The 19,797-nt window shown below is 70.0% G+C and carries 23 protein-coding genes and 1 riboswitch; of the genes, 12 read left to right on the top strand and 11 right to left on the bottom strand.

From position 1 onward, the window contains the following. The first annotated feature begins 6 nt into the window (after positions 1 to 6). Complete coding sequence (locus AB0M36_RS16005; RefSeq protein WP_364157574.1) at positions 7 to 756, top strand: DUF4352 domain-containing protein; 750 nt, start codon at positions 7 to 9, stop codon at positions 754 to 756. A gap of 119 nt (positions 757 to 875) precedes the next feature. Here the strand turns inward: AB0M36_RS16005 and AB0M36_RS16000 are convergent, their stop codons facing one another. From AB0M36_RS16000 to AB0M36_RS15980, 5 genes are all read right to left on the bottom strand, one after another. Continuing rightward, positions 876 to 1,061 carry a hypothetical protein gene (locus tag AB0M36_RS16000; protein ID WP_364157571.1) on the bottom strand — a complete coding sequence of 62 codons (186 nt, stop codon included), beginning with the start codon at positions 1,059 to 1,061 and terminating at the stop codon, positions 876 to 878. A 271-nt stretch (positions 1,062 to 1,332) separates the two neighbouring features. Continuing rightward, the gene (locus AB0M36_RS15995; protein WP_364157569.1) at positions 1,333 to 1,893 is read right to left on the bottom strand and encodes a hypothetical protein; all 561 of its coding nucleotides are present in this window, start codon (positions 1,891 to 1,893) and stop codon (positions 1,333 to 1,335) included. Positions 1,894 to 2,329: 436 nt separating this feature from the next. After that, positions 2,330 to 2,794, bottom strand: coding sequence for a hypothetical protein (locus AB0M36_RS15990; protein ID WP_364157566.1), 465 nt, complete (start codon positions 2,792 to 2,794; stop codon positions 2,330 to 2,332). 261 nt (positions 2,795 to 3,055) lie between these two features. Then, a complete protein-coding gene (locus AB0M36_RS15985) occupies positions 3,056 to 3,901 on the bottom strand; it encodes an ABC transporter permease (RefSeq protein WP_364157564.1) in 846 nt (281 codons plus the stop codon). Beyond that, positions 3,898 to 4,872 carry an ATP-binding cassette domain-containing protein gene (locus AB0M36_RS15980; protein WP_364157561.1) on the bottom strand — a complete coding sequence of 325 codons (975 nt, stop codon included), beginning with the start codon at positions 4,870 to 4,872 and terminating at the stop codon, positions 3,898 to 3,900. Before AB0M36_RS15980 ends, AB0M36_RS15985 begins: the two co-directional genes overlap by 4 nt. A 242-nt stretch (positions 4,873 to 5,114) precedes the next feature. Between AB0M36_RS15980 and serA the strand changes: the two genes are divergently transcribed. Beyond that, complete coding sequence (gene serA, locus AB0M36_RS15975) at positions 5,115 to 6,344, top strand: phosphoglycerate dehydrogenase (RefSeq protein WP_364157559.1); 1,230 nt, start codon at positions 5,115 to 5,117, stop codon at positions 6,342 to 6,344. Then, positions 6,341 to 7,699, top strand: coding sequence for an FAD-binding oxidoreductase (locus AB0M36_RS15970; protein WP_364157556.1), 1,359 nt, complete (start codon positions 6,341 to 6,343; stop codon positions 7,697 to 7,699). Before serA ends, AB0M36_RS15970 begins: the two co-directional genes overlap by 4 nt. Before the next feature lie 18 nt (positions 7,700 to 7,717). On the opposite strand, the gene AB0M36_RS15965 is transcribed toward AB0M36_RS15970, so the two are convergent. Both AB0M36_RS15965 and AB0M36_RS15960 read right to left on the bottom strand, forming a co-directional pair. Continuing rightward, the gene (locus tag AB0M36_RS15965; protein WP_364157553.1) at positions 7,718 to 9,058 is read right to left on the bottom strand and encodes a hypothetical protein; all 1,341 of its coding nucleotides are present in this window, start codon (positions 9,056 to 9,058) and stop codon (positions 7,718 to 7,720) included. Positions 9,059 to 9,341: 283 nt separating this feature from the next. Next, positions 9,342 to 10,004 (bottom strand): response regulator transcription factor, encoded by a 663-nt coding sequence (locus AB0M36_RS15960; protein ID WP_364157551.1) that lies wholly within the window; start codon positions 10,002 to 10,004, stop codon positions 9,342 to 9,344. 240 nt (positions 10,005 to 10,244) lie between these two features. Here AB0M36_RS15960 and AB0M36_RS15955 point away from each other — a divergent pair, with 240 nt between their 5' ends. Genes AB0M36_RS15955 through AB0M36_RS15935 form a run of 5 tightly spaced genes read left to right on the top strand, consistent with a single transcriptional unit; the run spans position 10,245 to position 14,160 of the window. Then, on the top strand, positions 10,245 to 10,934 hold the full coding sequence (locus tag AB0M36_RS15955) for a hypothetical protein (protein WP_364157548.1): 690 nt from the start codon (positions 10,245 to 10,247) through the stop codon (positions 10,932 to 10,934). A 60-nt stretch (positions 10,935 to 10,994) separates the two neighbouring features. Next, positions 10,995 to 11,633: a 50S ribosomal protein L11 methyltransferase gene (locus AB0M36_RS15950; protein WP_364157546.1), complete on the top strand. Its 639-nt coding sequence runs from the start codon at positions 10,995 to 10,997 to the stop codon at positions 11,631 to 11,633. Positions 11,634 to 11,662: 29 nt separating this feature from the next. Further along, positions 11,663 to 12,148 (top strand): MarR family transcriptional regulator, encoded by a 486-nt coding sequence (locus AB0M36_RS15945; protein WP_364157543.1) that lies wholly within the window; start codon positions 11,663 to 11,665, stop codon positions 12,146 to 12,148. After that, a complete protein-coding gene (locus tag AB0M36_RS15940) occupies positions 12,145 to 13,815 on the top strand; it encodes an MDR family MFS transporter (RefSeq protein WP_364157540.1) in 1,671 nt (556 codons plus the stop codon). Before AB0M36_RS15945 ends, AB0M36_RS15940 begins: the two co-directional genes overlap by 4 nt. Before the next feature lie 42 nt (positions 13,816 to 13,857). Continuing rightward, positions 13,858 to 14,160 (top strand): antibiotic biosynthesis monooxygenase, encoded by a 303-nt coding sequence (locus AB0M36_RS15935; protein ID WP_364157537.1) that lies wholly within the window; start codon positions 13,858 to 13,860, stop codon positions 14,158 to 14,160. Positions 14,161 to 14,242: 82 nt separating this feature from the next. Here the strand turns inward: AB0M36_RS15935 and AB0M36_RS15930 are convergent, their stop codons facing one another. Next, positions 14,243 to 15,637, bottom strand: a complete 1,395-nt coding sequence (locus tag AB0M36_RS15930) for an ANTAR domain-containing protein (protein WP_364157534.1) — start codon at positions 15,635 to 15,637, stop codon at positions 14,243 to 14,245. A gap of 47 nt (positions 15,638 to 15,684) precedes the next feature. Further along, positions 15,685 to 15,888, bottom strand: coding sequence for a hypothetical protein (locus AB0M36_RS15925; RefSeq protein WP_364157531.1), 204 nt, complete (start codon positions 15,886 to 15,888; stop codon positions 15,685 to 15,687). A gap of 369 nt (positions 15,889 to 16,257) precedes the next feature. Here AB0M36_RS15925 and AB0M36_RS15920 point away from each other — a divergent pair, with 369 nt between their 5' ends. Continuing rightward, entirely contained in the window at positions 16,258 to 16,443 is a 186-nt protein-coding gene (locus AB0M36_RS15920) for a hypothetical protein (RefSeq protein ID WP_364157528.1), read from the top strand. Between the two features lie 15 nt (positions 16,444 to 16,458). On the opposite strand, the gene AB0M36_RS15915 is transcribed toward AB0M36_RS15920, so the two are convergent. Both AB0M36_RS15915 and AB0M36_RS15910 read right to left on the bottom strand, forming a co-directional pair. Beyond that, on the bottom strand, positions 16,459 to 17,067 hold the full coding sequence (locus AB0M36_RS15915) for a DUF1360 domain-containing protein (RefSeq protein WP_364157525.1): 609 nt from the start codon (positions 17,065 to 17,067) through the stop codon (positions 16,459 to 16,461). A 10-nt stretch (positions 17,068 to 17,077) separates the two neighbouring features. After that, a complete protein-coding gene (locus AB0M36_RS15910; protein ID WP_364157522.1) occupies positions 17,078 to 17,323 on the bottom strand; it encodes a DUF6158 family protein in 246 nt (81 codons plus the stop codon). A gap of 137 nt (positions 17,324 to 17,460) precedes the next feature. On the opposite strand from AB0M36_RS15910, the gene AB0M36_RS15905 reads away from it, so the two are divergent. The 3 genes from AB0M36_RS15905 (at position 17,461) to AB0M36_RS15895 (ending at position 19,624) form a co-directional block, all read left to right on the top strand. Continuing rightward, on the top strand, positions 17,461 to 17,949 hold the full coding sequence (locus AB0M36_RS15905) for a hypothetical protein (RefSeq protein WP_364157519.1): 489 nt from the start codon (positions 17,461 to 17,463) through the stop codon (positions 17,947 to 17,949). 30 nt (positions 17,950 to 17,979) lie between these two features. Next, entirely contained in the window at positions 17,980 to 18,309 is a 330-nt protein-coding gene (locus AB0M36_RS15900; protein ID WP_364157516.1) for a DUF3817 domain-containing protein, read from the top strand. 204 nt (positions 18,310 to 18,513) lie between these two features. Next, positions 18,514 to 18,653: riboswitch (cyclic di-AMP (ydaO/yuaA leader) on the top strand. A 44-nt stretch (positions 18,654 to 18,697) separates the two neighbouring features. Continuing rightward, a complete protein-coding gene (locus AB0M36_RS15895; RefSeq protein WP_364157513.1) occupies positions 18,698 to 19,624 on the top strand; it encodes an NlpC/P60 family protein in 927 nt (308 codons plus the stop codon). Positions 19,625 to 19,797 lie beyond the last annotated feature (173 nt).

The raw sequence follows: 19,797 nt of genomic DNA, 5'->3' as shown, positions 1-19,797 counted from the left end.
GCCGGGATGGAGGTCGACCAGGGCGCGGGGGTCATGCGGTGCCCGTACTGTCGCAGAGAGGTCCCCTTGCCGGCGCCGCAGGCCGCCGGGACCGGCTGGCCCTTCGGCACGGGTGGCGTGGGCATGCCGAACATCACGATCAGCACCACTGGTGCGTTCGCGCAGACGCCCGAAGCGATTCGTCGCCAAAAGAAGATGGTGTTGGCTGTCGCGGTGGGGACCATCCTGGCGATGGGCGCCGTCCTGACCTTCGTCTATTCGTTCATCTTCTCCACGGCGTCGACCTTCGCCGACTCGTCGTCTGGCGAGGCGGAGAAGGTGGAAGAGGTGGCCGTTGGCGCTACGGCGCGGGTCCAGTCGTTCGAGGCGACGGTCCGCGGCGTCGACTGCACCAAGCAGGAGATCACCAAACCCGACGACCCGGCGACCTCCTGGGACGACGCCACGACCGAGAAGGCCAAGGGCAAGTTCTGCGTGGTCTCCTTCTCGGTGAAGAACGTCGGCGAGAAGACCGAAGACTATCGAACCTGGAACCTCGAGGCCACGAGCCCCACGGAACGCGTGCTCGAGAGGAACAGGACCGCTGAGAGCTATGCCAACAAGGAGAAAGACGCTCTCAGTGAGCCGATCGATCCAGGAAAGACTGTCGATCAGTTTCTGGTCTTCGACGTGCCGACCGACACGTCCCTCGCATACCTGCAGCTTCTTGATGATCCGTTTGCCGATTCCATCGTCAAGGTGAAGTTCGGCTCATAGTTGTCGCTGTCCGACCTGCCGCTTCGGGCAGGTCGGACCTACCGAGCTCATCGGGCCAGACGACGGCAAGGGCACCGGGGCCGCCCGGCTTGCTGAACGGAAGTGGCGCTCACGAGGCGCTAGCTGATGACGAGAGCAGCCCAAACGGCCAGCCCGAGAGTAAGAGTGCCGGAGAACGCCGCGGCTGAATAGCCGGCGACGACCCTCGGAGTGACCTTCTCCGAGGCGCCGAGCCAGGCGGTGACGATCGAGACAATGATGGCAAACTGGATCAAGTTTGCGAGAATCAGGATGCGCGAGGACATACTCCAAATAACACATTAAGGATCGCGCTCAGGACATCAATCGGACGGACGGACAAGCTCGTCGGTCGGATGGACGGTTCAGCGGACCAAACGGCTCACCCGAGTGACCGACCGGCAGCCGCATCCACCGTTCGGCTATTTGCCGCGACACCCCGGGCAAAGCGCAGACCTGCCTACTGGGCTTGGAAGCGCCGCTCGAACTCGTCGACCACGGAGGGCTCGAAGTAGTCCAGCCGGGTGCGAGCACCAGAGACCAGCGCACCCGCACACGTCAGTACCAGCGGCACCGGCGGACGGTCGCGTAGCGCAGCACGAAGGAGTACTCATCCGGAGAAACGCTCAAGAGGCACACCTCTCCCAACAATGGCGCCGCGTCGGGCCACCAGCCGCTCTCCTCACGCTGAATCTGTCGCCATGCGGCGTTGCGGTCGGGAAGCTGGTTGAGCCAGGCGGCGAACTCGGCAGCACCTGAGCGCAACACCCGCTGACGCAGCGGCTTCGCAAATCCCAGCGGCGAGGCGGAGGGCTCGGTCCGCCTGATGCACAGCGTGACCTCGGTGGCGCCGGGAGGCACCAGCTCGCCCGGGGCGTCGACATCCGGATAGAACCCATCGGAATGCGTCGGACACCCGTCCGGTCCGAGCGGAATCTCAAAAGCGGTGCCGACGACTGACGGCCAAGGCGGTGCGGTGCGCCGCACCCAGGCGATCACGCCCGAACCGCCGAGCCCCAAGACCGCCGTCACCACCACCGCGGCAAGCCATCTCCGGCGTGGACCACGCTCGCACATAGAGATGACGGGGTGCCGTGGTGGCCGGACCGGGTTGAGCATGATCGCCAGCCTAGGAGCAGCCAGCCCGGTCACGGACCGGCAGCGCGTCGCGCAGACGGCCACAAACGGCAAGCAGCGGCCAGCCGTCCGCTGCTGCGACCTGCCCTTTCGGCCATCGTCGCCTCCTGCCCGAGAAAGCTGCAAGCCGAGAATCTACGGGCCGAGAAAGCTGCAAGCCAAGAAAGCTACAGGCCGAGAAAGGGTTGAGGGGGCGGCCGCGTGGCCTCGTACCGGTGAATCCCGCACTGTCCGCTTCGTGTCGTATCGGATTTCTCGTCCGCCGCATCCATCCTGCAACCGCACCGCTCGGCATCCCGCTACGGGCCCGACCGAGACTGACACGCAACGACGGGGGCAGGGGAATCTCGCATATGTATCTCACCTGGGCTGACATCGCGCAGACACTGCTCGCCGGCCTTGCCGGCATGCTGGGCGTCTATCTGGTGGAGGAAGGGCTGCGGGCTCTGTCCCAGCGTGGCCTGGTTCCGGCTCGATGGGCCCACAACCGGACATTCCTCACACCGCGTGGCCGCGCCCTCCAGCCGGCGTCCGACACGGATGCCCCCTGAGCAGCACTTAAGGGAGCCCGGTTGACCGGGCCGTCCACCGCCGCCATCGCGAGGCCGATGCCGAAGAACATCACGGACAGGTTCATGGCGGTGTAGCCGTAGAACGGCGTGACCACCAGCACGATCACCGGAATGGAAGCGCTGGGATCAGCGAACACGCCGATCCAGCCGAGCGCGACCATCGCGAGCCAGAACAGCATGAGCGGCTGGAACAGGCTCGCCCAGCTCATCCCGCCCCGGGCGCAGTTGTAGACGTACAGGTAGACCAGGAACGCCGCGATCACGAAGCCGAGACGCAGGCCGTGAATGAAGAGCGCGGTCACCTTCTCCATGCGGGTCGCGCTGACCACGATGAGTCCGATGAGGACCAGCCACAGGCTATTCGGAACAGCCGGGGTCGGGCGCGAAGGGGTGCGAGCCCTCCCGCAGACGTGCCAGCCGCGCCGCGTGTCGCGCCGTCAGGCCGTGGGCGCGCCGTTGCCGACGGTCGCGCCGGGCCGCCGCGGCAGCCGCCCGGCAGCGTGTCGTCTCCTCAGTGCGCGCCCGCAGCCGCTGCCGCCATTCCTGTTCCCGTTCCTGTTCCCGTGATGGCGTCATTTGCGGTTGTAGAGACGCATGGTGAGCGGGCCGAAGACGGCCACGAGGACCGCGCTCGCGATCAATACCCAGGCGGTCTCGCCGGTGTCCCAGTCGCCGGCCATCAGGGAGCGGACCGCCGCCACCAGGTGGGTGATCGGGTTGACCTCGACGAAGGCCTGCAGCCAGCCCGGCATCGTGCGCGGGTCCACGAAGACGTTGCTGAGGAAGGTCATCGGGAACAGCACCAGCATGCTGACGCCCATGACCGACTTCTCCGACCTGAGGAACAGGCCGAACATGGTCCAGATCCAGGAGAAGGCGAAGGAGAAGACCACCAGCAGCCCCACGCCGGCGACGACGCCGGCGAAGCCCCCGGACGGACGGAAGCCGAGGATCAGGCCGACCAGCATGATGGTCGTCGCGGCGAGGATGTAGCGCAGGACGTCGCCGAAGATCATGCCGACGAGGGCGGCCGGGCGCCAGACGGGCAGGGACCGGAAGCGGTCGAAGACGCCCTTCTCGATGTCGGTGTTCAGGCCCACGCCCGTGTACATCGTGATCATCACGACGCTCGTGACCATGATGCCGGGGAGCAGGAACTGCAGGTATTCCCTGGTCGAGCCGGCCAGTGCGCCACCGAACAGGTAGGTGAACATCAGCGTCATGATGATCGGGAAGGCGGTCACGTCGAAGAGCTGCTCGGGGACGTGCTTGATCTTCAGCATCGCCCGCCACCCGAAGGTCAGGGACGCGGCGAGCGCGTTGGGCCGGCTCGGCCGTTCCTCGCGGGTGAGCACGGCGGCCAACGTCTCCGCCGACGGCGTGTAGACGGTGGTGGCTTCGGTGGTCGTCGCGGTCATGCGGTCACCTCCTCGGCGATCGGCTTGTCGGTCAGCGCCAGGAAGACCTCGTCGAGGCTGGGCTGACCCAGGGAGAAGTCGTCGACCACGATCCCGGCGCCGGCCAGCGCCGCGAGGGCTCGCGACGCCTGCTCGGCGGCGCCCTGCTCGGAGCCGCTGGCGCCGGCCCGGGCGGTGAGCGCGACCTCGGACTCGGCCTGCACGCCGGTGCCCAGCACCGCCGCCAGCAGCCGCTCGGCCTCGGGGCGCTGCGCGGCGTCGCGCAGCCGCACGTGCACGGTGCCCGCGCCGATCGAGGCCTTGAGCGATCCGGGCGTGCCCTCCGCGATGACCTTGCCATGGTCGATCACGGCGATCCGGCCGGCGAGCCGGTCGGCCTCGTCGAGGTACTGCGTAGTGAGCAGAACCGTGGTGCCGTTGGCCACCACGACCCGGATGATGTCCCACACCTGGTTGCGGCTGCGCGGGTCGAGGCCGGTGGTCGGCTCGTCGAGGAACAGCAGGTCGGGGGTGTTGAGGATGCTGGCGGCGATGTCGATGCGCCGCCGCATGCCACCGGAATACTTCTTGACCTGCCGGCCGGCCGCCTCGGTGAGGCCGAACGCGTCGAGCAGCTGCCCGGCCCTGGCCCGGGCGGCGGGCTTGCCGTGGCCCAACAGGCGGGCGAGCAGCACGAGGTTTTCCGTGCCGGTGAGGTCCTCGTCGACCGAGGCGTACTGACCGGTGAGGCTGACCCGTCCGCGAACCGCGTCGGCCTCGCGGACCACGTCGTGGCCGAAGACCCGGGCCTGGCCGCCGTCGGGTCTCAGCAGGGTGGCGAGCATGCGCACGACAGTCGTTTTGCCGGCGCCGTTGGGGCCGAGCAGCCCGTAGACGGTGCCTTGCGGGACGGTCAGGTCGACGCCGTCGACCGCGCGGTTGTCGCCGAAAACCTTGACGAGACCGGACGTCTCGATCGCCGGTGCGTTCATCTCCTCATGTCCCTTCACTGGGCATGGACGCATCCTGCCGCGACCGTGTGACATTTTTCCCCGTGCGACCACCCCTGTCAGGTGCTTTCCACCCGCGGGAAGCCAAGCCCTGGAAGCGAGGAGGGCCGCCCGGCAGATGGGACCTCCGGCACACCGTCGAAGGTCCGGGCAATCCCGGGCATTAGGCTGGGACGCCTGTGAACTGGGCTTCGGCGTGGCGGCCCGGGTGAGGCGAACCCCACATGGAACGGACAATGATGATCGACCAAGCCAAGGTGCGAGTTCTGCTGCTCGAGAGCATCCACCCCGACGCGGTGTCCCGGCTCGAGGCCGAGGGTTACCAGGTCGAGGCCCTGCGCAACGCCCTCGACGAGGCCGAGCTCATCGACCGCATCCCGGGCGTGCACCTGCTCGGCATCCGCTCCAAGACGCAGGTGACCGCCAAGGTGCTCGAGGCGGCGGACAGCCTCGTCGCCATCGGCGCCTTCTGCATCGGCACGGACCAGATCGACCTCGGCACCGCCTCGCGGGCCGGCATCGCCGTCTTCAACGCGCCGTTCTCGAACACCCGCTCGGTGGTCGAGCTGGCGCTGGCCGAGATCATCGCGATCACCCGGCGGCTGACCGAGAAGAACGAGCTCATGCACTCCGGCGTCTGGGACAAGGCCGCCAACGGCAGCCACGAGGTCCGGGGCCGGCGGCTCGGCATCGTCGGGTACGGCAACATCGGCACCCAGCTCTCGGTGCTCGCTGAGAACCTCGGCATGCACGTGTCCTTCTTCGACACCGCGGACAAGCTCGCGCTGGGCAACGCCCAGCGGTGCAGTTCGCTGGACGAGCTGCTCGCCTCCACCGACGTGGTCACCCTGCATGTCGACGGCCGGCCGGGCAATTCCGGCTTCTTCGGCGCGGAGCAGTTCGCGCGGATGCGGCAGGGCGCGATCTTCCTCAACCTCTCCCGGGGCATCGTGGTCGACCATGTCGCCCTGCGCGAGGCGCTGACCAGCGGCCACCTCTCCGGCGCGGCGGTGGATGTGTTCCCCAAGGAGCCGAAGGGCCGCGGCGACGAGTTCGTCTCCGAGCTGCGCGGCCTGCCCAACGTCATCCTGACCCCGCACATCGGTGGCTCCACCGAGGAGGCCCAGGCCGACATCGGCGACTTCGTCGCGAACAAGCTGGCCCACTTCGTGCACGAGGGCAACACGACGCTGAGCGTCAACCTGCCCAGCGTCGCCCTGCCGGCCCAGGCGGGCATGAGCCGCATCGTGCACGTCCACGTCAACATGCCCGGCGTGCTGGCGCAGGTCAACAGCATCCTCGCCGAGCACCAGGTCAACGTCGAGGGTCAACTGCTGAGCACCCGCGGCGAGTACGGCTACCTGATCACCGACATCAGCGGCGAGTACAGCGACGACGTCCTCGAACGGCTGCGCGGCATGAGCCAGACCGTCCGCCTCCGGGTGCTGTCGTGAGTGACCTCGAGGACGTCCTGCGCGGCGTCGTCGGCGACCAGCACGTCCTCGTCGACGAGGACCTCAAGGCGCAGTACCAGACCGACTGGACCCGGCGTTTCTCCGGCGAGGCCCGTTGCGTCGTTCGGCCGGCGGACACCGCCGAGGTCGCCGCGGTCGTGCGGGCCTGCGCGGACGCGGGCGTGTCCCTCACCGTGCAGGGCGGCAACACCGGTCTGGTGGGTGGCGGCGTCCCGGCCGGCGGCGAGGTGCTGCTGAGTCTGGGCCGGCTCACGTCGTGCGACGACGTGGACGTGCTGGAGGCCCAGGTGACCGTCGGCGCCGGCGTCACGCTGGAACGGCTTCAGCAGCATGCCCGGCCGCACGGCCTGGACGTCGGCGTCGACCTGGCGGCCCGGTCCGCGGCCACGATCGGCGGCCTGGTCGCGACGAACGCGGGCGGCATCCGGGTGGTGCGCTACGGCAGCATGCGCGAGCAGGTGACCGGCATCGAGGCCGTCCTCGCGGACGGCAGCGTGGTGAGCCGGCTGGTCGGCCTCGCCAAGGACAACACGGGGTACGACCTCGCCCAGCTGCTCGCCGGCAGCGAGGGCACGCTGGCGATCGTGACGAGGGTCCGGCTCCGGCTCGTGCCGTTGTTGCCCGCCCGCTGCGTCGCGCTGGTCGCCGTCGACGGCGTCGCGGGCGCGCTCGACCTGCTGGCCGCGGCGCGCGCCGGGCTCCCGGCCCTGGCGGCGGCCGAGCTCTTCCTGTCCGAGGGCCTCGATCTGGTACGGGCACACGGCAATCTCGCCGCCCCGTTCGCCGAGGCGCACCCGGCGTACGTGGTGCTGGAGTGCGCGGCACGCACCGATCCCACCGACGATCTGCTCGAGGTGCTCGGCGAGTGCGAGGCGGTCCGCGACGCGACGGTGGCCTCGGACGTCACCGGTGTGGCGAAGCTCTGGGCGTACCGGGAGACGCATACCGAGGCGATCAGTGCCGCCGGCGTACCGGTGAAGCTGGACGTCTCCGTGCCGTTGCGCGAGTTGGCCGGGCTCGTCGCCGACCTGCCCGGCACGGTGGCGGCGGTCGCGCCCGCGGCCCGGCCGATCATCTTCGGTCACCTCGGCGAGGGCAACCTGCACGTCAACGTGCTCGACGCGGGCGAGCGGGCCGAGGAGGTCACCGACTCGGTGCTGCGGCTGGTCGCCTCGCGCCGGGGCAGCATCAGCTCCGAGCACGGCGTGGGCCGGGCCAAGGCGCGGTGGCTGCCGCTGTCTCGCTCGGCCACCGAGGTGGCGGCGATGCGCCGGATCAAGGCGGCGCTTGACCCGGCGGGGCTGCTGAACCCGGGAGTGCTGCTCAGCGAGTGACGGCGGTCGCGGGTGAGCTCACTGGGCGGTGTCGATCGACAGGAGGTTCACCCGGGCCGCGGCCTCGACGTCGTAGCGGTCGTTGGTCACCCAGTCCTTCGGCGTCACGGTGGATCCGGGTGGCACGTCGCGCATCGTCTTGTCGCCGGCGGCAACCGTCGTCGCGCCGCCGTTCACCTTGACCCGGACGGGGTTGCCGGCCGGCGAGGTCATGGCGAGCTCCTCGACGGCTCCGGTGGCCTTCAGCGGCACGGTGCCGGCCGCCGCGGGAAGCTGGATCTCGGCGCGCTTGGCACCGCCCGTGAGGTCGATGCCGGCGACCTTACCGGTCCGCAGGTTGAGGATCTGTTCCTCGGCGGCGCCGGAGAAGCGCAGCGTCCAGACGACCTTCGTGGAGAGCACGACCTCCACGGTGCCGGCGTCGCCCTTGCCGTCCGGCGTCAGTTGCAACCGCACGTCGTTCTGCGTGAGTGCCGCGTTCGGCAGGAAGCCGGAGTCCTCGGCGGTCGTCATCCGGTAGAGGTCTTCGCCGAGGTCTTCGCTGCGTACGGTCACCCGGGTCACCGCGCTGACCAGTTCGAACTTCGCCGCTGTGCGTCCCTGCAGGGGCGCGGTGACCACGCGCTGCGGCGAGTTCTTGCCGACACCGAGCTCGAGCACGGACGTGAGGTCCTTGTCGGGGCCGGCGAAGTAGGTGACGCCCGCGACGGTGCCGCCGAGCAGCACGGCAGCGGTGAGGGCCATTCCGGCGATCCTGACGCCCCGGTTGCGGCGTGGCGGGGCAGACGTTCCAGCGGCCGGCGCCGGTGCGGTCGGGTGCTTGGGTGCCCGGTGCGGCCGGATCTCCCGGCCCGGACCGTCGAGGAGGTCGCCGATGTGGTCGGCGCCTCCGGGTGCCGGGAAGCCGGGAAGGGGGCGTCGGGATCGGTCGAGCACCGATGCGGCGCTGACGGTGCGCACCGGGTTCGCGGCGTCGAACCACTCGTCCACGTCGGACGATCGGGATGAAGTACTCATCTCCGACACTTGGGGAACCGGCGCGGCATGCGCGGGCGGCAGATAGGAATGCGACGGCGACGGAAAGGCCCGCGCCTGCGGCGGGTGGGCCTGGGCGGGCGACGGCGCGGCGTCACGGGATCGGTGGTGCCCCGCGACCGGCGTCGCGACAGCGGGGGTGGACGGCGCGCCGGAGGTCTGCGAATCCTCACGCCAGTTGCCGCTGATCGGCCCGGCGCTCACCCCGAACGACGTACGCCCCTGGGTGGTCGGCGGCGCGGGCCCGAACTCCGGCTCGGGCGTGGGCGGGCGCCCACCGTCCGAGGGTGCGGCGAAAGCATTCCAGCTCCCGGAGTCGACCATGCTGCTGTCCTCCCACTCATCACGGAGCGCGCTGTCCACAGGCGGACGCCGGTTCGGGGCCGGGTCGGCCGCGGGACCGCGATTGGGCGATCTTTTGTCCCGGTTGGCCCAGTCCGCACCTGAATTGGACGGGAGGTTCGCCAACGCTACGGACACATCGGACGAATCGCCACTCAGACGTTCCATGCGAAAGCCCTCCCCATCCGTGGCGCCGACCCTCCATCGAAGGCGCTCCAGTGATAGGTACGGATTCCGCAGCCTCGCGGATGAGTGAAAGAGTGAACTACTCTCCGTGATGCCCGTCGGGCCGGAGCAGCCCCCTGCGGGTGGCCACCGCGACCGCCTCGAGCTGGCTGTGCGCGCCGAGCTTGCCCAGCACGGCCTTCACATAGCCACGGCACGTGTGCACGCTGATGCCGAGCCGCCGGGCGATGGCCCTCGGGTCGAGTCCGGAGCCCATCAGCACCAGCACCTCGTGCTCACGCGCGGTGAGCCCACCGGCACGCGGTCCGACGACCGGAGCGGTGCTGCGCAGCAGGCGCGCGAGAATGTCGGTCGACACGGTCATGCCGCCGCCGTGCGCGGTGCGGATCGCGTTCATCACGTCGCCCAGCGGCCCGTTCTTCGACAGGAAGCCCGATGCCCCGGCCGCGGTCGCGCGCCCCACCAACGCGGACTCGTTGTTCGCGGTCAGAATCACGAACCGCGTGTCCGGCAGGCGATGCCGCAGCAGCTCGGCGATGGCGATGCCATCGGCGTCCGGCAGGTCCGGGTCGAGCAGCACCACGTTGGGGCGCAGCTCCTGGACCATCCGGATCGCATGTTCACCCGTACGCGCATGTCCCAGGTAGTGCAGCTCGGGCTGCCCGGCCAGCGCCACACCGAGCAACTCGGCGAACGTCTGATGCCCGTCCACCACGAGCACCGTGATCGCCTCGCTCACCATTCACGCCTCCTGATCCGCCAGCGCTGGAAGTCTATGTGTCCGTGTCGCGAAGCCAAGGCGTACCAACAGTCTGACAGCACGTCCGAGCCAAGCCGACCGCAGTGCCCGCCCGCCGAGCGGATGAGGACGAGCGGCCGCCAAAACTCGTATCTTCGGCGGAACCCACCCCTCGCTTTCGGGGGACCGAACACCCCCGAAGACGCTTGTCGCACGACCGTCCCCCGTCCAGGGTGATACCCCATGTACGAAATCCAGCTTTTCGGTCGCCTCGAGGTTCGCACCCGGGGAGTGCGCCTTTCGGGCGAAGACCTCGGCGGCGCCGAGCCCCGACAGATCCTGGCTCTGCTCGCGCTGCACGGCGCGCTGCGCAAGGATGAGCTGGCCGAACTGCTGTGGGCCGGACGGCCACCCGCCGCCGTCGAGGACACGATGGAGGGTCATCTGTCCCTTTTGCGCCGCAGGCTCGATCCGGAGGCCGCGGACACCGACTCGGTGATCACCACGGCCGGCGGCGGATACAGCCTGGTCGCCGATCGGGTACGCGTCGACGTCGCCCGCTTCGACGAGCTGGTGGCCGCCGCGTCGGGCCGTACGGCGAGCCGCGCCCTGCGTCCGTTGACGGCGGCGGCCCACGTCGCCGCCCGCCCGCTGCTGGAGGACGTCGAGCAGCCGCGATGGGCCACGATCGCCCGCGAGCGCTACCGCCTGCGGGTGGTGACCGCGCTGCTGGACGCGGCCGGGCACGCCTGCGCGATCGGCGACCCGCGGACGGCGCTAACCCTGGCGGAGCAGGCGCTCGATCTCGACCCCACCTGTGCGCGCGGCAAAACGATCATGGAACGCGCCCGGCACGCCCTCGGCGACGACAGCGCGGAGCTCCGTGAGACACACCACGCGACGCCGCCGGCCCACTCAGAAACCATCACATAAGCCATCCCCGTACGGGTAATCGCGGCGACTCCGGCCGCCGCGGCGTCGAGAATCCTCCGGGTGCACACCGAGCTTCTTCCCGTACCCCTGGCCCCAGAGATCTCCCTGCACCTCGCCGGCGGCGACACGGGGTTGTTCGACGCGGCCGGCGGCGAGTTCCGCAGCGATGTCCCGCCGCCCTTCTGGGCTTTCGTCTGGGCCGGCGGTCAGGCCCTGGCCCGTTACGTCCTCGACCACCCGCACACCGTCGCGGGCCGACGGGTGGTGGACGTGGCCGCCGGATCCGGCGTCGCGGCCATCGCGGCGGCCCGGGCGGGCGCGGCGAACGTCGAGGCGCTGGACCTCGATCCGGCGGCGGCCGAGGCGACCCGGCGCAACGCCGAGGCGAACGGCGTGACCGTCCGGGCGCGCGCGGGGGACGTCGCCGAGGCCGGAGCGGCCGACGTCGTGCTGGCCGGGGACGTGTTCTACACCCGTACGGTCGCCGACCGCATGACGTCCGCGCTGCGCCCGGCCGCCGCCGCTGGTGCGCTGGTCCTGGTTGGCGACCCGGGACGCGGGTATTTCCCAGAGCGGCTCTTCGTCCGCAGGGCGGAATACACGGTGCCGGTGCCCGCAGCGCTGGAGGAGACCGAGTCGCTGGTCACGGCCGTGTGGGAGATGCGGAACACGATGCATTCACCAACCAACCAGTTGTAGGCTGCACACATCTTGACGGGGGGTGTGGCATGGCGAAGCGGGACGACGCGGACGCCACGGGACGGCTGGCCGACGAACTTCAACGGTTCTTCCGGCTCGGCGCGCGCGCCAAGAGCATGCTCAACGTGGGAGACCTCGGCGCCGAATTCTCCGCCCTGATGCTGCTGCTCCCCCTGCACCACCTCGGGCCACTGCGGGTCACCGACCTCGCCGAGGTCAAGGGCGCCGACCCGTCCACGATCAGCCGGCAGGCGGCGCAGCTGGTCAAGGCCGGCCTCGCCCGCCGGGAGGCCGACCCGGCCGACGGGCGGGCGTCGCGGCTGGCCATCACCGACGCCGGGCTCATGGCTTGCGAACGGCTGCACGAGGCGCGGCACGCCCTGCTCAGCGAGATGCTGAGCGACTGGCCGGCCGAACGCCTGAGCGCGTTCGTCGGCCTCTTCGAAGAATTCAACAGCTCCGTCGAAGCGCGCCTGCGCACCGACCCAGCCGTATCAGCACGGGAGAGCGCGTGAGAAACAGCAGCACCACCGCAGCGGCCGGGGCCGGGCCGGGGGACGGCGCCAAGGGCGCCGAACCCAGCGGGGAATTCACCCACCGGCAGATCATCACGGTGCTGATCGGCCTGATGATGGGCATGTTCCTGGCGGCGCTAGACCAGACCATCATGGCCACGGCGACCCGGACCATCGCCGACGACCTCAACGGCTTCGACCTGCAGGCCTGGGCGACGACGGCGTTCCTCATCACCTCGACGATCTCCACCCCGCTCTACGGCAAGCTCTCCGACATCTACGGGCGCCGGCCGTTCTTCCTGTTCGCGATCGCCGTGTTCATCCTCGGCTCGATCCTCTGCGGGCTCGCGCAGAGCATGTACCAGCTCGCCGCCTTCCGCGCGATCCAGGGCATCGGCGCCGGCGGCCTCATGTCGCTGGCACTGGCGATCATCGGCGACATCGTGCCGCCCCGCGAACGCGCCAAATACCAGGGCTTCTTCCTCGCCGTCTTCGGCACGGCCAGCGTCATCGGCCCGATCCTCGGCGGTTTCTTCGCCGGCGCCGACAAGATCCTCTGGGTCGACGGCTGGCGCTGGGTCTTCTACCTCAACGTCCCGATCGGCATCGCCGCCATGATCGTGGTGGCCCGCGTCCTGCACCTGCCGCATCACCGCACCGACCACCGCATCGACTGGCCGGGCGCGCTCGCGCTCATCGTCGGCCTGGTGCCGCTGCTGACCGTGGCCGAGCAGGGCCAACACTGGCACTGGGACTCCGGCAAGGCGATCGCCTGCTACGTGATCGGGGCCATTGGCCTGGTCGCGTTCGTGATCGCCGAGCGCATCTACAAGGACGAGGCGCTGCTGCCGCTGCGGCTGTTCGGCAACCGTACGGTCGCCGTCGGCTCGATCTCCAGCACGATCCTCGGCATGGCGATGTTCGGCGGCCTCATGACCGTCCCGCTCTACCTGCAGATCGTCAAGGGCAGCTCCCCCACCACCGCCGGGCTGCAGATGATCCCGTTCGTCGTCGGCATCATGGCCGGCTCGATCACCGCGGGTCAGCTCATCAGCCGCACCGGCCGCTACCGGATCTTCCCGATCGTCGGAAGCATCCTCATGGCCACGTCGCTCGGCCTCTTCGCCCTGATCGGCGCGGACACCCCGCTCTGGAAGACCATGCTGATCATGGTGCTCATGGGCCTGGGCCTCGGCGGCAACATGCAGCCGATGATCACCGCCGTGCAGAACGCGGTGTCGCCGCGGGAGATCGGCGTCGCCACCAGCTCGGTGACGTTCTTCCGCTCCATGGGCGGCACCCTCGGCACCGCGATCTTCCTCTCGGTGCTCTTCAACGTGCTGCCCCACAAGATCGGCGACGCGTACGCGGACGCCGGCATCCCCCCGCCGCAGGGCCAGGGCAAGATCGACCTCAGCGACACGTCGTTCCTCAGCAAGCTGCCGGAGCTGGTCGCCCATCCGTTCAAGGTCGGCTTCTCCGACGGCATCCAGGTCGTCTACCTGCTGGCACTCGCGGTCATGCTGGTCGGCTTGATCGTCGTCTTCTTCCTGCCGGAGATCGCGCTCTCGCAGCGCTCGGCCCAGCAGCAACGAGCGGACGACGCGGCCGCCGCGGCGGCCAGCAACGGAGTGCCGGGAGAGGTGGGCGCCGGCCCCGGTCACTGACCATCGGGTACGGGCGCAGCACGCGCTCGTACCCTGTGTCGTATGGCAGTGGTGAAAATCAACGCGATCGACGTTCCCGAGGGCGCTGGCCCCGAACTGGAAAAGCGCTTCGCCGCCCGGCAGGGCGCGGTGGAGAACGCCGCGGGCTTCCTCGGCTTCGAGCTGTTGAGGCCGGTAGCGGGCGAGACCCGGTACTTCGTCTACACCCGCTGGGAGACGGAAGAGGACTTCCAGGCCTGGTCCTCCGGCATGGGCCGCGCCGCGCACTCCGGTGAGCGAGCCCGTCCCGTGGCCACCGGCGCCGACCTCCTCGAGTTCGAGGTCATCCAAAGCGTCTCGAAGTAACCGATCGCCGCCGCCCGCCGCGACGACCAGTCGTGACGGGCGGCGACTTTCGGCGCGGCGACTTTTGGCGCGGCGACGGCGGTCAGGCGTGCCGGGCGGCGGCGGCGATCAGGCGCTCGGCGACTTCCTCGCGCGGCAGGCCCAGCCGTTGCGAGGTGTCCCGCAGCACGTCGTAGGCCTCGCGGACGCCGCAGCCGCGTTGGGCGATGATCACGCCGGCCGCGCGGTCGACGGTCGAGCCCGCGCACAGCCCGGCACGGCGGTGGACCTCGCCGAGCAGGAGCTCGGCCTGGCCGACCACCGCCATCGCGGTGAGCAGCGCCTCGGGGTCGATCCCGGGCTGGGTCGCGAACAGGGTGACCGCCCCGACGGCCGCCCGCCGGAGATCCAGCGGGATCGACGCGACGGCGTGGACGTCCTCGGCTCGGGCGCGCTCGGCCAGTTCGGGCCAGCGCCCGTCCGTGGACAGGTCATGAACGGCGACGACCGCGCGCGTCCGGGCCGCCTCGAGGCTGGGGCCGTCGCCGGTCGCGTACTGGAGGTCGTCGAGGGCCTGGGCCCGGGACCCGGACGCGGCCAGCGTGGGCGGGCCGCCCTCACCGATCAGCGCCACCGAGCAGCGCACCGCTCCCGGCACCACGCCCGCCGCGAAGACCGCGAGGCGGTCGAGCGCCTGTGGGACATCGTCGGCGCCGAGCAGCAGGACGGACAGCTCGTGCAGGAGCCCGGCCACCTCCACCGGATGCGGCGCTCCCCGACCGTCCCTGGCCGGGTGTGCGCCCGCCGCGCGGCCACCCTTGGCCCGTGGGGCCTGGCGGCTCTGCTGGGCCTGGCGGCCCCGCTGGGCCCCTCGGATGGGCCGGCGCGCGTTGTCGCCACCCCGGCGCCCGTTGCGCTGCCGACGCCGCCGCTGGGCGGCGTCTCTGCCCGGCACCTCATCCGGAGCCGGCCGCGCCCCGGCGCCGCCCGCGCCAGGCCGGGCAGCACCCACGCCGGGCCGGACGACACCCGTGCCGGGTCGGGCCGCACCCGTGCCGGGTCGGGCCGCACCCGTGCCGGGTCGGGCCGCACCCGTGCCGGGTCGGGCCGCACTCGTCCCGGGTCGAGCCGCGTCAGCGCCAGGCCGAGCAACACCAGGTCGGACCGCCTCCGCACCAGGCCGGGCGTCACCCGTGCCGGGTCGGGTCGCGTCGACGCCGGGCCGAGCGTCACCCGCGCCAGGTCCGGTCGCGTCCGCACCGGGCCGGGCGTCACCCGTTCCGGGGTGGGTTCGGTCGGTGCCGGGTCGGGCGCTGTCGGGCGTAGGTGGGGTGCTGGTGGCGGCCGGGAGCGCGGGGATGGAGACCGTCGACTCGGCGGTGCGCCGGGACAGCCCTCGGATGTCGAGCCGGTTGGGGTCAGGCGTGGACGCGGCGGCCGCTGGCGTGCCGCGACGCGACGCCGACCGCCGCTCTGTGCTCCGTTCCGGGGCAGACATTTGCCCGATATTGCCATGCTGATCCATGAACACGAAAGTGGTGTCCACTAACGGGTGCCATCCGTGGGCGTAACCGTCTGACCCGACGCTCGATGTTCCAGAAATGTGCTCGGCGCGGCGCCGGGGGTTTCCTCGCGCTCGTCCGACTCGGCGAGAATCGCCTCGGCCTGCGCCCGCGGGTCGACACTTCCGGCGGCCCGCTCCTCCGGCAGCAGGTCGACCGCTCGCCGCTGCACCCGATCATCACTCATACGCGTTCGGTACCCGCGATCGGCGGCATCGAAAACCCTCACGGGCGATCCTCGGTCGGGCCCGGAAACAACGCCGCCCCCGGCTGTGCCGGGGGCGACGCAAGATGCCGGTGTGCAGGTCGCCTCGCGGCGAAAGGCTCAACGCGGCTCCAGCCGAACGGTATTCCGCGAAGGCAAAGGGTGAGGCCCGGGGACACTGGGCACACCGGCATCTGGTCTCAACTGTCGGCAGTACCCCGCCATTCCAAGAGCTTTTGTGACCTGGACCACAGGATTTGCCCGGTGCCGACGCGCCGCGCCGCTCGTTTGCCCGCCCTCACGCCGGGTAGTCGGTGCCGTGAGCGACGATCTCGACGTCTAGGGAGCGCCATGACGCAGCAGAACGAACGCCTGCCCGCCCTCGGGGACGACGACGGCACCCCCGACAAGGAGGGCGACTTCGCCGGGGAGCACGACACCACCGCCGTGGAGCCCGCCATCGTCGAGGGACGCGACGATGGCGAACAGGAGAGCCCCCGCGGCTGGTCGGGGATGGAGAACGACGGCCCGCCGTGACGGCCCGTCGGCGGGTCAGGCCGACGCGATCACGCGAACGCTCGCTTGCTGTCCCGGCCGCTCCTCGTCACCGTTTAGCTCGGGGTCACCGTTGAGCTCGGGCCCGCCGTCTGCCGCCTCCTTGGCGACGGAGTACGCCAGCTGGAGGAAGTCCGAGACCGCCGTCGCCGTGAAGACGGTGGCCGCCAGCCGGGTCAGTCGCGGTGCGAACACCAGCCCGCTGGTCAACCCGGTAGCCACCCAGACGGCGAGGCAGAAGGGGCAGCTGACCAGTTCGCCGATCGAGTGGCGCACGCTGCTGCCCTGGTGGCGTACCTCCTCGTTGACCTCGCCGTCGCCACCCGGCTCGTCGTAGCGGGTGAAGGGCGCCCGCAGCGGGCTGGTGATCGCGTCCTTGGCGATCAGCCGGCTCAACTTGTGAGTGGCGATCGAGATGAGCACCACGTCGGCGATGGCTGGCCGCTCCGGCGCCGTACGCCCGGTGATCTTCGCGGCGATGCCCAGGCTGCCGGCGAGCACGCCGAACGCGCCCATCATGGCCGCGTAGCCGTCGAGGGGCCGGTGCTCGTGGGGGGCGTACTGCCGGCGCAACCGGTCGAGCCGGGCGCGTACCGAGGGAGACATGCGGTTCCTCTCAGAAGTCCTGCGTGAGCCGGTGCGGATCGACCTCGCGCCCGGGGTGACGGGCCAGGTATTCGGTCTCCAACTCCGCCGTACGCCGCAGGTGGTTCGCGAGCGCCGCGTCGGGACCGTGCCGCAGCGTCGCGAGCCGCGTCCGGTGCAGGCTGGAGAGCTCGCGGATCAAATCGTCGTCGGCGAGGCCCGCAGGGTCGATGCCCTGCTCGGTGCCGACGCGGTCGCCGACCTCGGAGTCGCTCATGATCTCTCCCTTTCTCCGGTGCTTGCCGCAACGGTTTGCCCGTGCCACGTGCGGTCAAACCCCGCCACGCGGCCACCCACCCGGGCCACGGGCAGCGGCGACTCTGGCGGGCTCGGGCCTGCCGGTACCCTCGACGCATGAGAGCGCTGTGGACCCTGGCGTGGATCGCACGTCACGTGGTCGCCCTCGTACTCATCGTCGGTTTCCTGGGCCTGGGCTGGTGGCAGTACAGCCGCGCTACCGGCGGCAACAGCCTCAGCTGGGGCTACACCTTCGAGTGGCCGGTGTTCGCGTTCTTCGTCGGCTTTCTATGGTTCCGCGAGGCGCAGCAGGAGCTCAAGGCCGCCCGACAGACGCCGGAACACCCGGCCGAGGAACCGGCCACCCTCCAGCCGGACGCCACGGACGCGGGCACCCCGAGCTCGGAGGCCGGCGCCGGCACGACCGATCCGGCGTCGGACGAGCCCGTCACGGTGCGGCGTCCGGTGCGTGCTTCCGTGAACCGGCAGGCGCCCTCGCCCGAGGATCCGGAGCTCGACGCCTACAACGACTATCTCGCCTGGCTCAACGCCCACCCCGGGGCCCGGCCGGGCGACTATCCCGGACGCAGGAACAGCATCAAGTAAGCGGAACAGCATCAAGTAAGGACGTGGATCGTGCAGGGAGCCCTCACCCGCTACCGGATCATCGCCTGGATCGTCGGCGTGGTCCTCGTTGTGCTCATGCTGGTGGGCATGCCGCTGAAGTACCTCGGTGACAACGACACCGTGGTCGCGACCGTCAGCCCGGTCCACGGCTTCCTTTTCATGGTCTATCTGGTGGCCACCTTCGATCTGAGCCGCCGCGTCGGCTGGTCGCAGGGCCGGATGCTGCTCGTGATGCTCTCGGGCACGGTGCCGCTGCTGTCCTTCTGGGCCGAGCACGTCGTCTCGCACAAGTGGGCCGTCCAGCCGGTGGCGGCCCCGGCCGCGATGGCGGAGAAATAGAAAGTAACGCTGCGAATCGCGCGCATAGCAGCCTGTTATCAGGATCATTCCGATAATTGCGATAATCGGTGCAGGTCACTCTTCCGGCTCTTGTGTTAATCGAGATCGCCGATAAGTTGGTGCGGTTGGTCCGGTCCGCAGCCACACCCTCACGTGGCGCCGGGCGACGCCGCCGAGTCTCGACGGCGGAGACGGTGACCCCATCCCCCTGGGGCGCCGCGACCGTCTCGACGATCCGGGGAACCACCGAAGTAGCACCTGGGGTGAATCCGCGTTCCGCGCGGTAGGGCCTTCTTCCCGCCCGAATCCGTCAGCTAACCCGGTAGGCGGCACAGCGGAAGAAAGGCCAGTACCGTTGCCACACGCCCGCACGAGGCTACGCACCCTGGTGGTCGCCGCCCTGGCGATCGTGCTCTCCAGCACCGTCGCCCCGGCCGCGCACGCGGCACCCTCCACCACTGAACTCACGAAGAAGATCGAGAAGGCATCCCACCAACTCGAGGACGTCGTCGAGTCCTACAACAAGATGCGCATCAGCCTGAAGAAGACACAGGCCGAGGAGAAGAAGCTCGCCGCGTCACTCGCTCCCGCGAAGGCGGCCCTGCAGGTCGCCGGCTCGCAGATGCAGGTGATCGCTTCTTCGGCGTACAAGACCGGCCAGGTCGGCACCATGAACATCATGTTCGAGGGCGGCGAGAACCTCATCGAACGGATGTCCTTTCTCGAGCAGTTGTCGCGCGACCGCCAGCGGGACATCGACACGTTCACGGCCACCACGCAGAACTACTCGGAGCGTCAGTCCGCGCTGAAGGCCACCCAGGCAAAGCAGGCGGCCGAGGTCAAGGAGCTCGGCTCCCGCAAGAAGAAGATCGAGGGCGACCTCAAGGAGCTGTACGCCATGCGCACCGCGGCGTACGGCAAGGCGACCGAGAACGGCTCGGCGTACACCGGCGACATCCCCGATATTTCCGGTAAGGCCGGGGTGGCGGTCACGTTCGCGTACAACCAGATCGGCAAGCCGTACTCGTACGGTGCCGGCGGTCCGGGCGCTTACGACTGTTCGGGCCTGACGTCGGCCGCCTGGCGCGCGGCGGGCAAATCGCTCTCCCACAACGCCGCGGCGCAGTTCAGTGAGACGAGTCGGGTCAGCCGATCTCAGCTCGAACCCGGCGACCTGGTGTTCTACCGCGGCCTCGCCCACGTGGGCATCTATGTCGGCGGCGGGCAGATCATCCACGCGTCAGTGCCCGGCGAGCCGATCAGCAAGGTGTCGATCGACATCATGCCGCCCTACGGGTACGGCCGAGTGAACTGACCACGCCGTAACCGCACCACGCACGAAGGCCGGTGTCCCCCTCGGGGCACCGGCCTTCCGCTTGCCCAGGCAACCAGAATGGCAACGAGGCAAGGAGCGAGGCAAAGCGAGGCAACCAGAAGGCCGGCGTCCCTTGCGGGACACCGGCCTTCGACGTTGCGGGGAGGTGGGAC

The organism is Actinoplanes sp. NPDC051346 (assembly GCF_040682215.1).
Lineage (GTDB): Bacteria > Actinomycetota > Actinomycetes > Mycobacteriales > Micromonosporaceae > Actinoplanes.
This window is presented reverse-complemented; position numbering and strand designations above follow the sequence as displayed.

Coding starts and splice junctions, on each gene's coding strand:
- AB0M36_RS16005 (WP_364157574.1), top strand. CDS start 7: ATGGAGGTCGACCAGGGCGCGGGGGTCATGCGGTGCCCGTACTGTCGC.
- AB0M36_RS16000 (WP_364157571.1), bottom strand. CDS start 1,061: ATGTCCTCGCGCATCCTGATTCTCGCAAACTTGATCCAGTTTGCCATC.
- AB0M36_RS15995 (WP_364157569.1), bottom strand. CDS start 1,893: ATGCTCAACCCGGTCCGGCCACCACGGCACCCCGTCATCTCTATGTGC.
- AB0M36_RS15990 (WP_364157566.1), bottom strand. CDS start 2,794: ATGGAGAAGGTGACCGCGCTCTTCATTCACGGCCTGCGTCTCGGCTTC.
- AB0M36_RS15985 (WP_364157564.1), bottom strand. CDS start 3,901: ATGACCGCGACGACCACCGAAGCCACCACCGTCTACACGCCGTCGGCG.
- AB0M36_RS15980 (WP_364157561.1), bottom strand. CDS start 4,872: ATGAACGCACCGGCGATCGAGACGTCCGGTCTCGTCAAGGTTTTCGGC.
- serA (WP_364157559.1), top strand. CDS start 5,115: ATGGAACGGACAATGATGATCGACCAAGCCAAGGTGCGAGTTCTGCTG.
- AB0M36_RS15965 (WP_364157553.1), bottom strand. CDS start 9,058: ATGGTCGACTCCGGGAGCTGGAATGCTTTCGCCGCACCCTCGGACGGT.
- AB0M36_RS15960 (WP_364157551.1), bottom strand. CDS start 10,004: ATGGTGAGCGAGGCGATCACGGTGCTCGTGGTGGACGGGCATCAGACG.
- AB0M36_RS15955 (WP_364157548.1), top strand. CDS start 10,245: ATGTACGAAATCCAGCTTTTCGGTCGCCTCGAGGTTCGCACCCGGGGA.
- AB0M36_RS15945 (WP_364157543.1), top strand. CDS start 11,663: ATGGCGAAGCGGGACGACGCGGACGCCACGGGACGGCTGGCCGACGAA.
- AB0M36_RS15935 (WP_364157537.1), top strand. CDS start 13,858: ATGGCAGTGGTGAAAATCAACGCGATCGACGTTCCCGAGGGCGCTGGC.
- AB0M36_RS15930 (WP_364157534.1), bottom strand. CDS start 15,637: ATGTCTGCCCCGGAACGGAGCACAGAGCGGCGGTCGGCGTCGCGTCGC.
- AB0M36_RS15925 (WP_364157531.1), bottom strand. CDS start 15,888: ATGAGTGATGATCGGGTGCAGCGGCGAGCGGTCGACCTGCTGCCGGAG.
- AB0M36_RS15920 (WP_364157528.1), top strand. CDS start 16,258: ATGACGCAGCAGAACGAACGCCTGCCCGCCCTCGGGGACGACGACGGC.
- AB0M36_RS15915 (WP_364157525.1), bottom strand. CDS start 17,067: ATGTCTCCCTCGGTACGCGCCCGGCTCGACCGGTTGCGCCGGCAGTAC.
- AB0M36_RS15910 (WP_364157522.1), bottom strand. CDS start 17,323: ATGAGCGACTCCGAGGTCGGCGACCGCGTCGGCACCGAGCAGGGCATC.
- AB0M36_RS15905 (WP_364157519.1), top strand. CDS start 17,461: ATGAGAGCGCTGTGGACCCTGGCGTGGATCGCACGTCACGTGGTCGCC.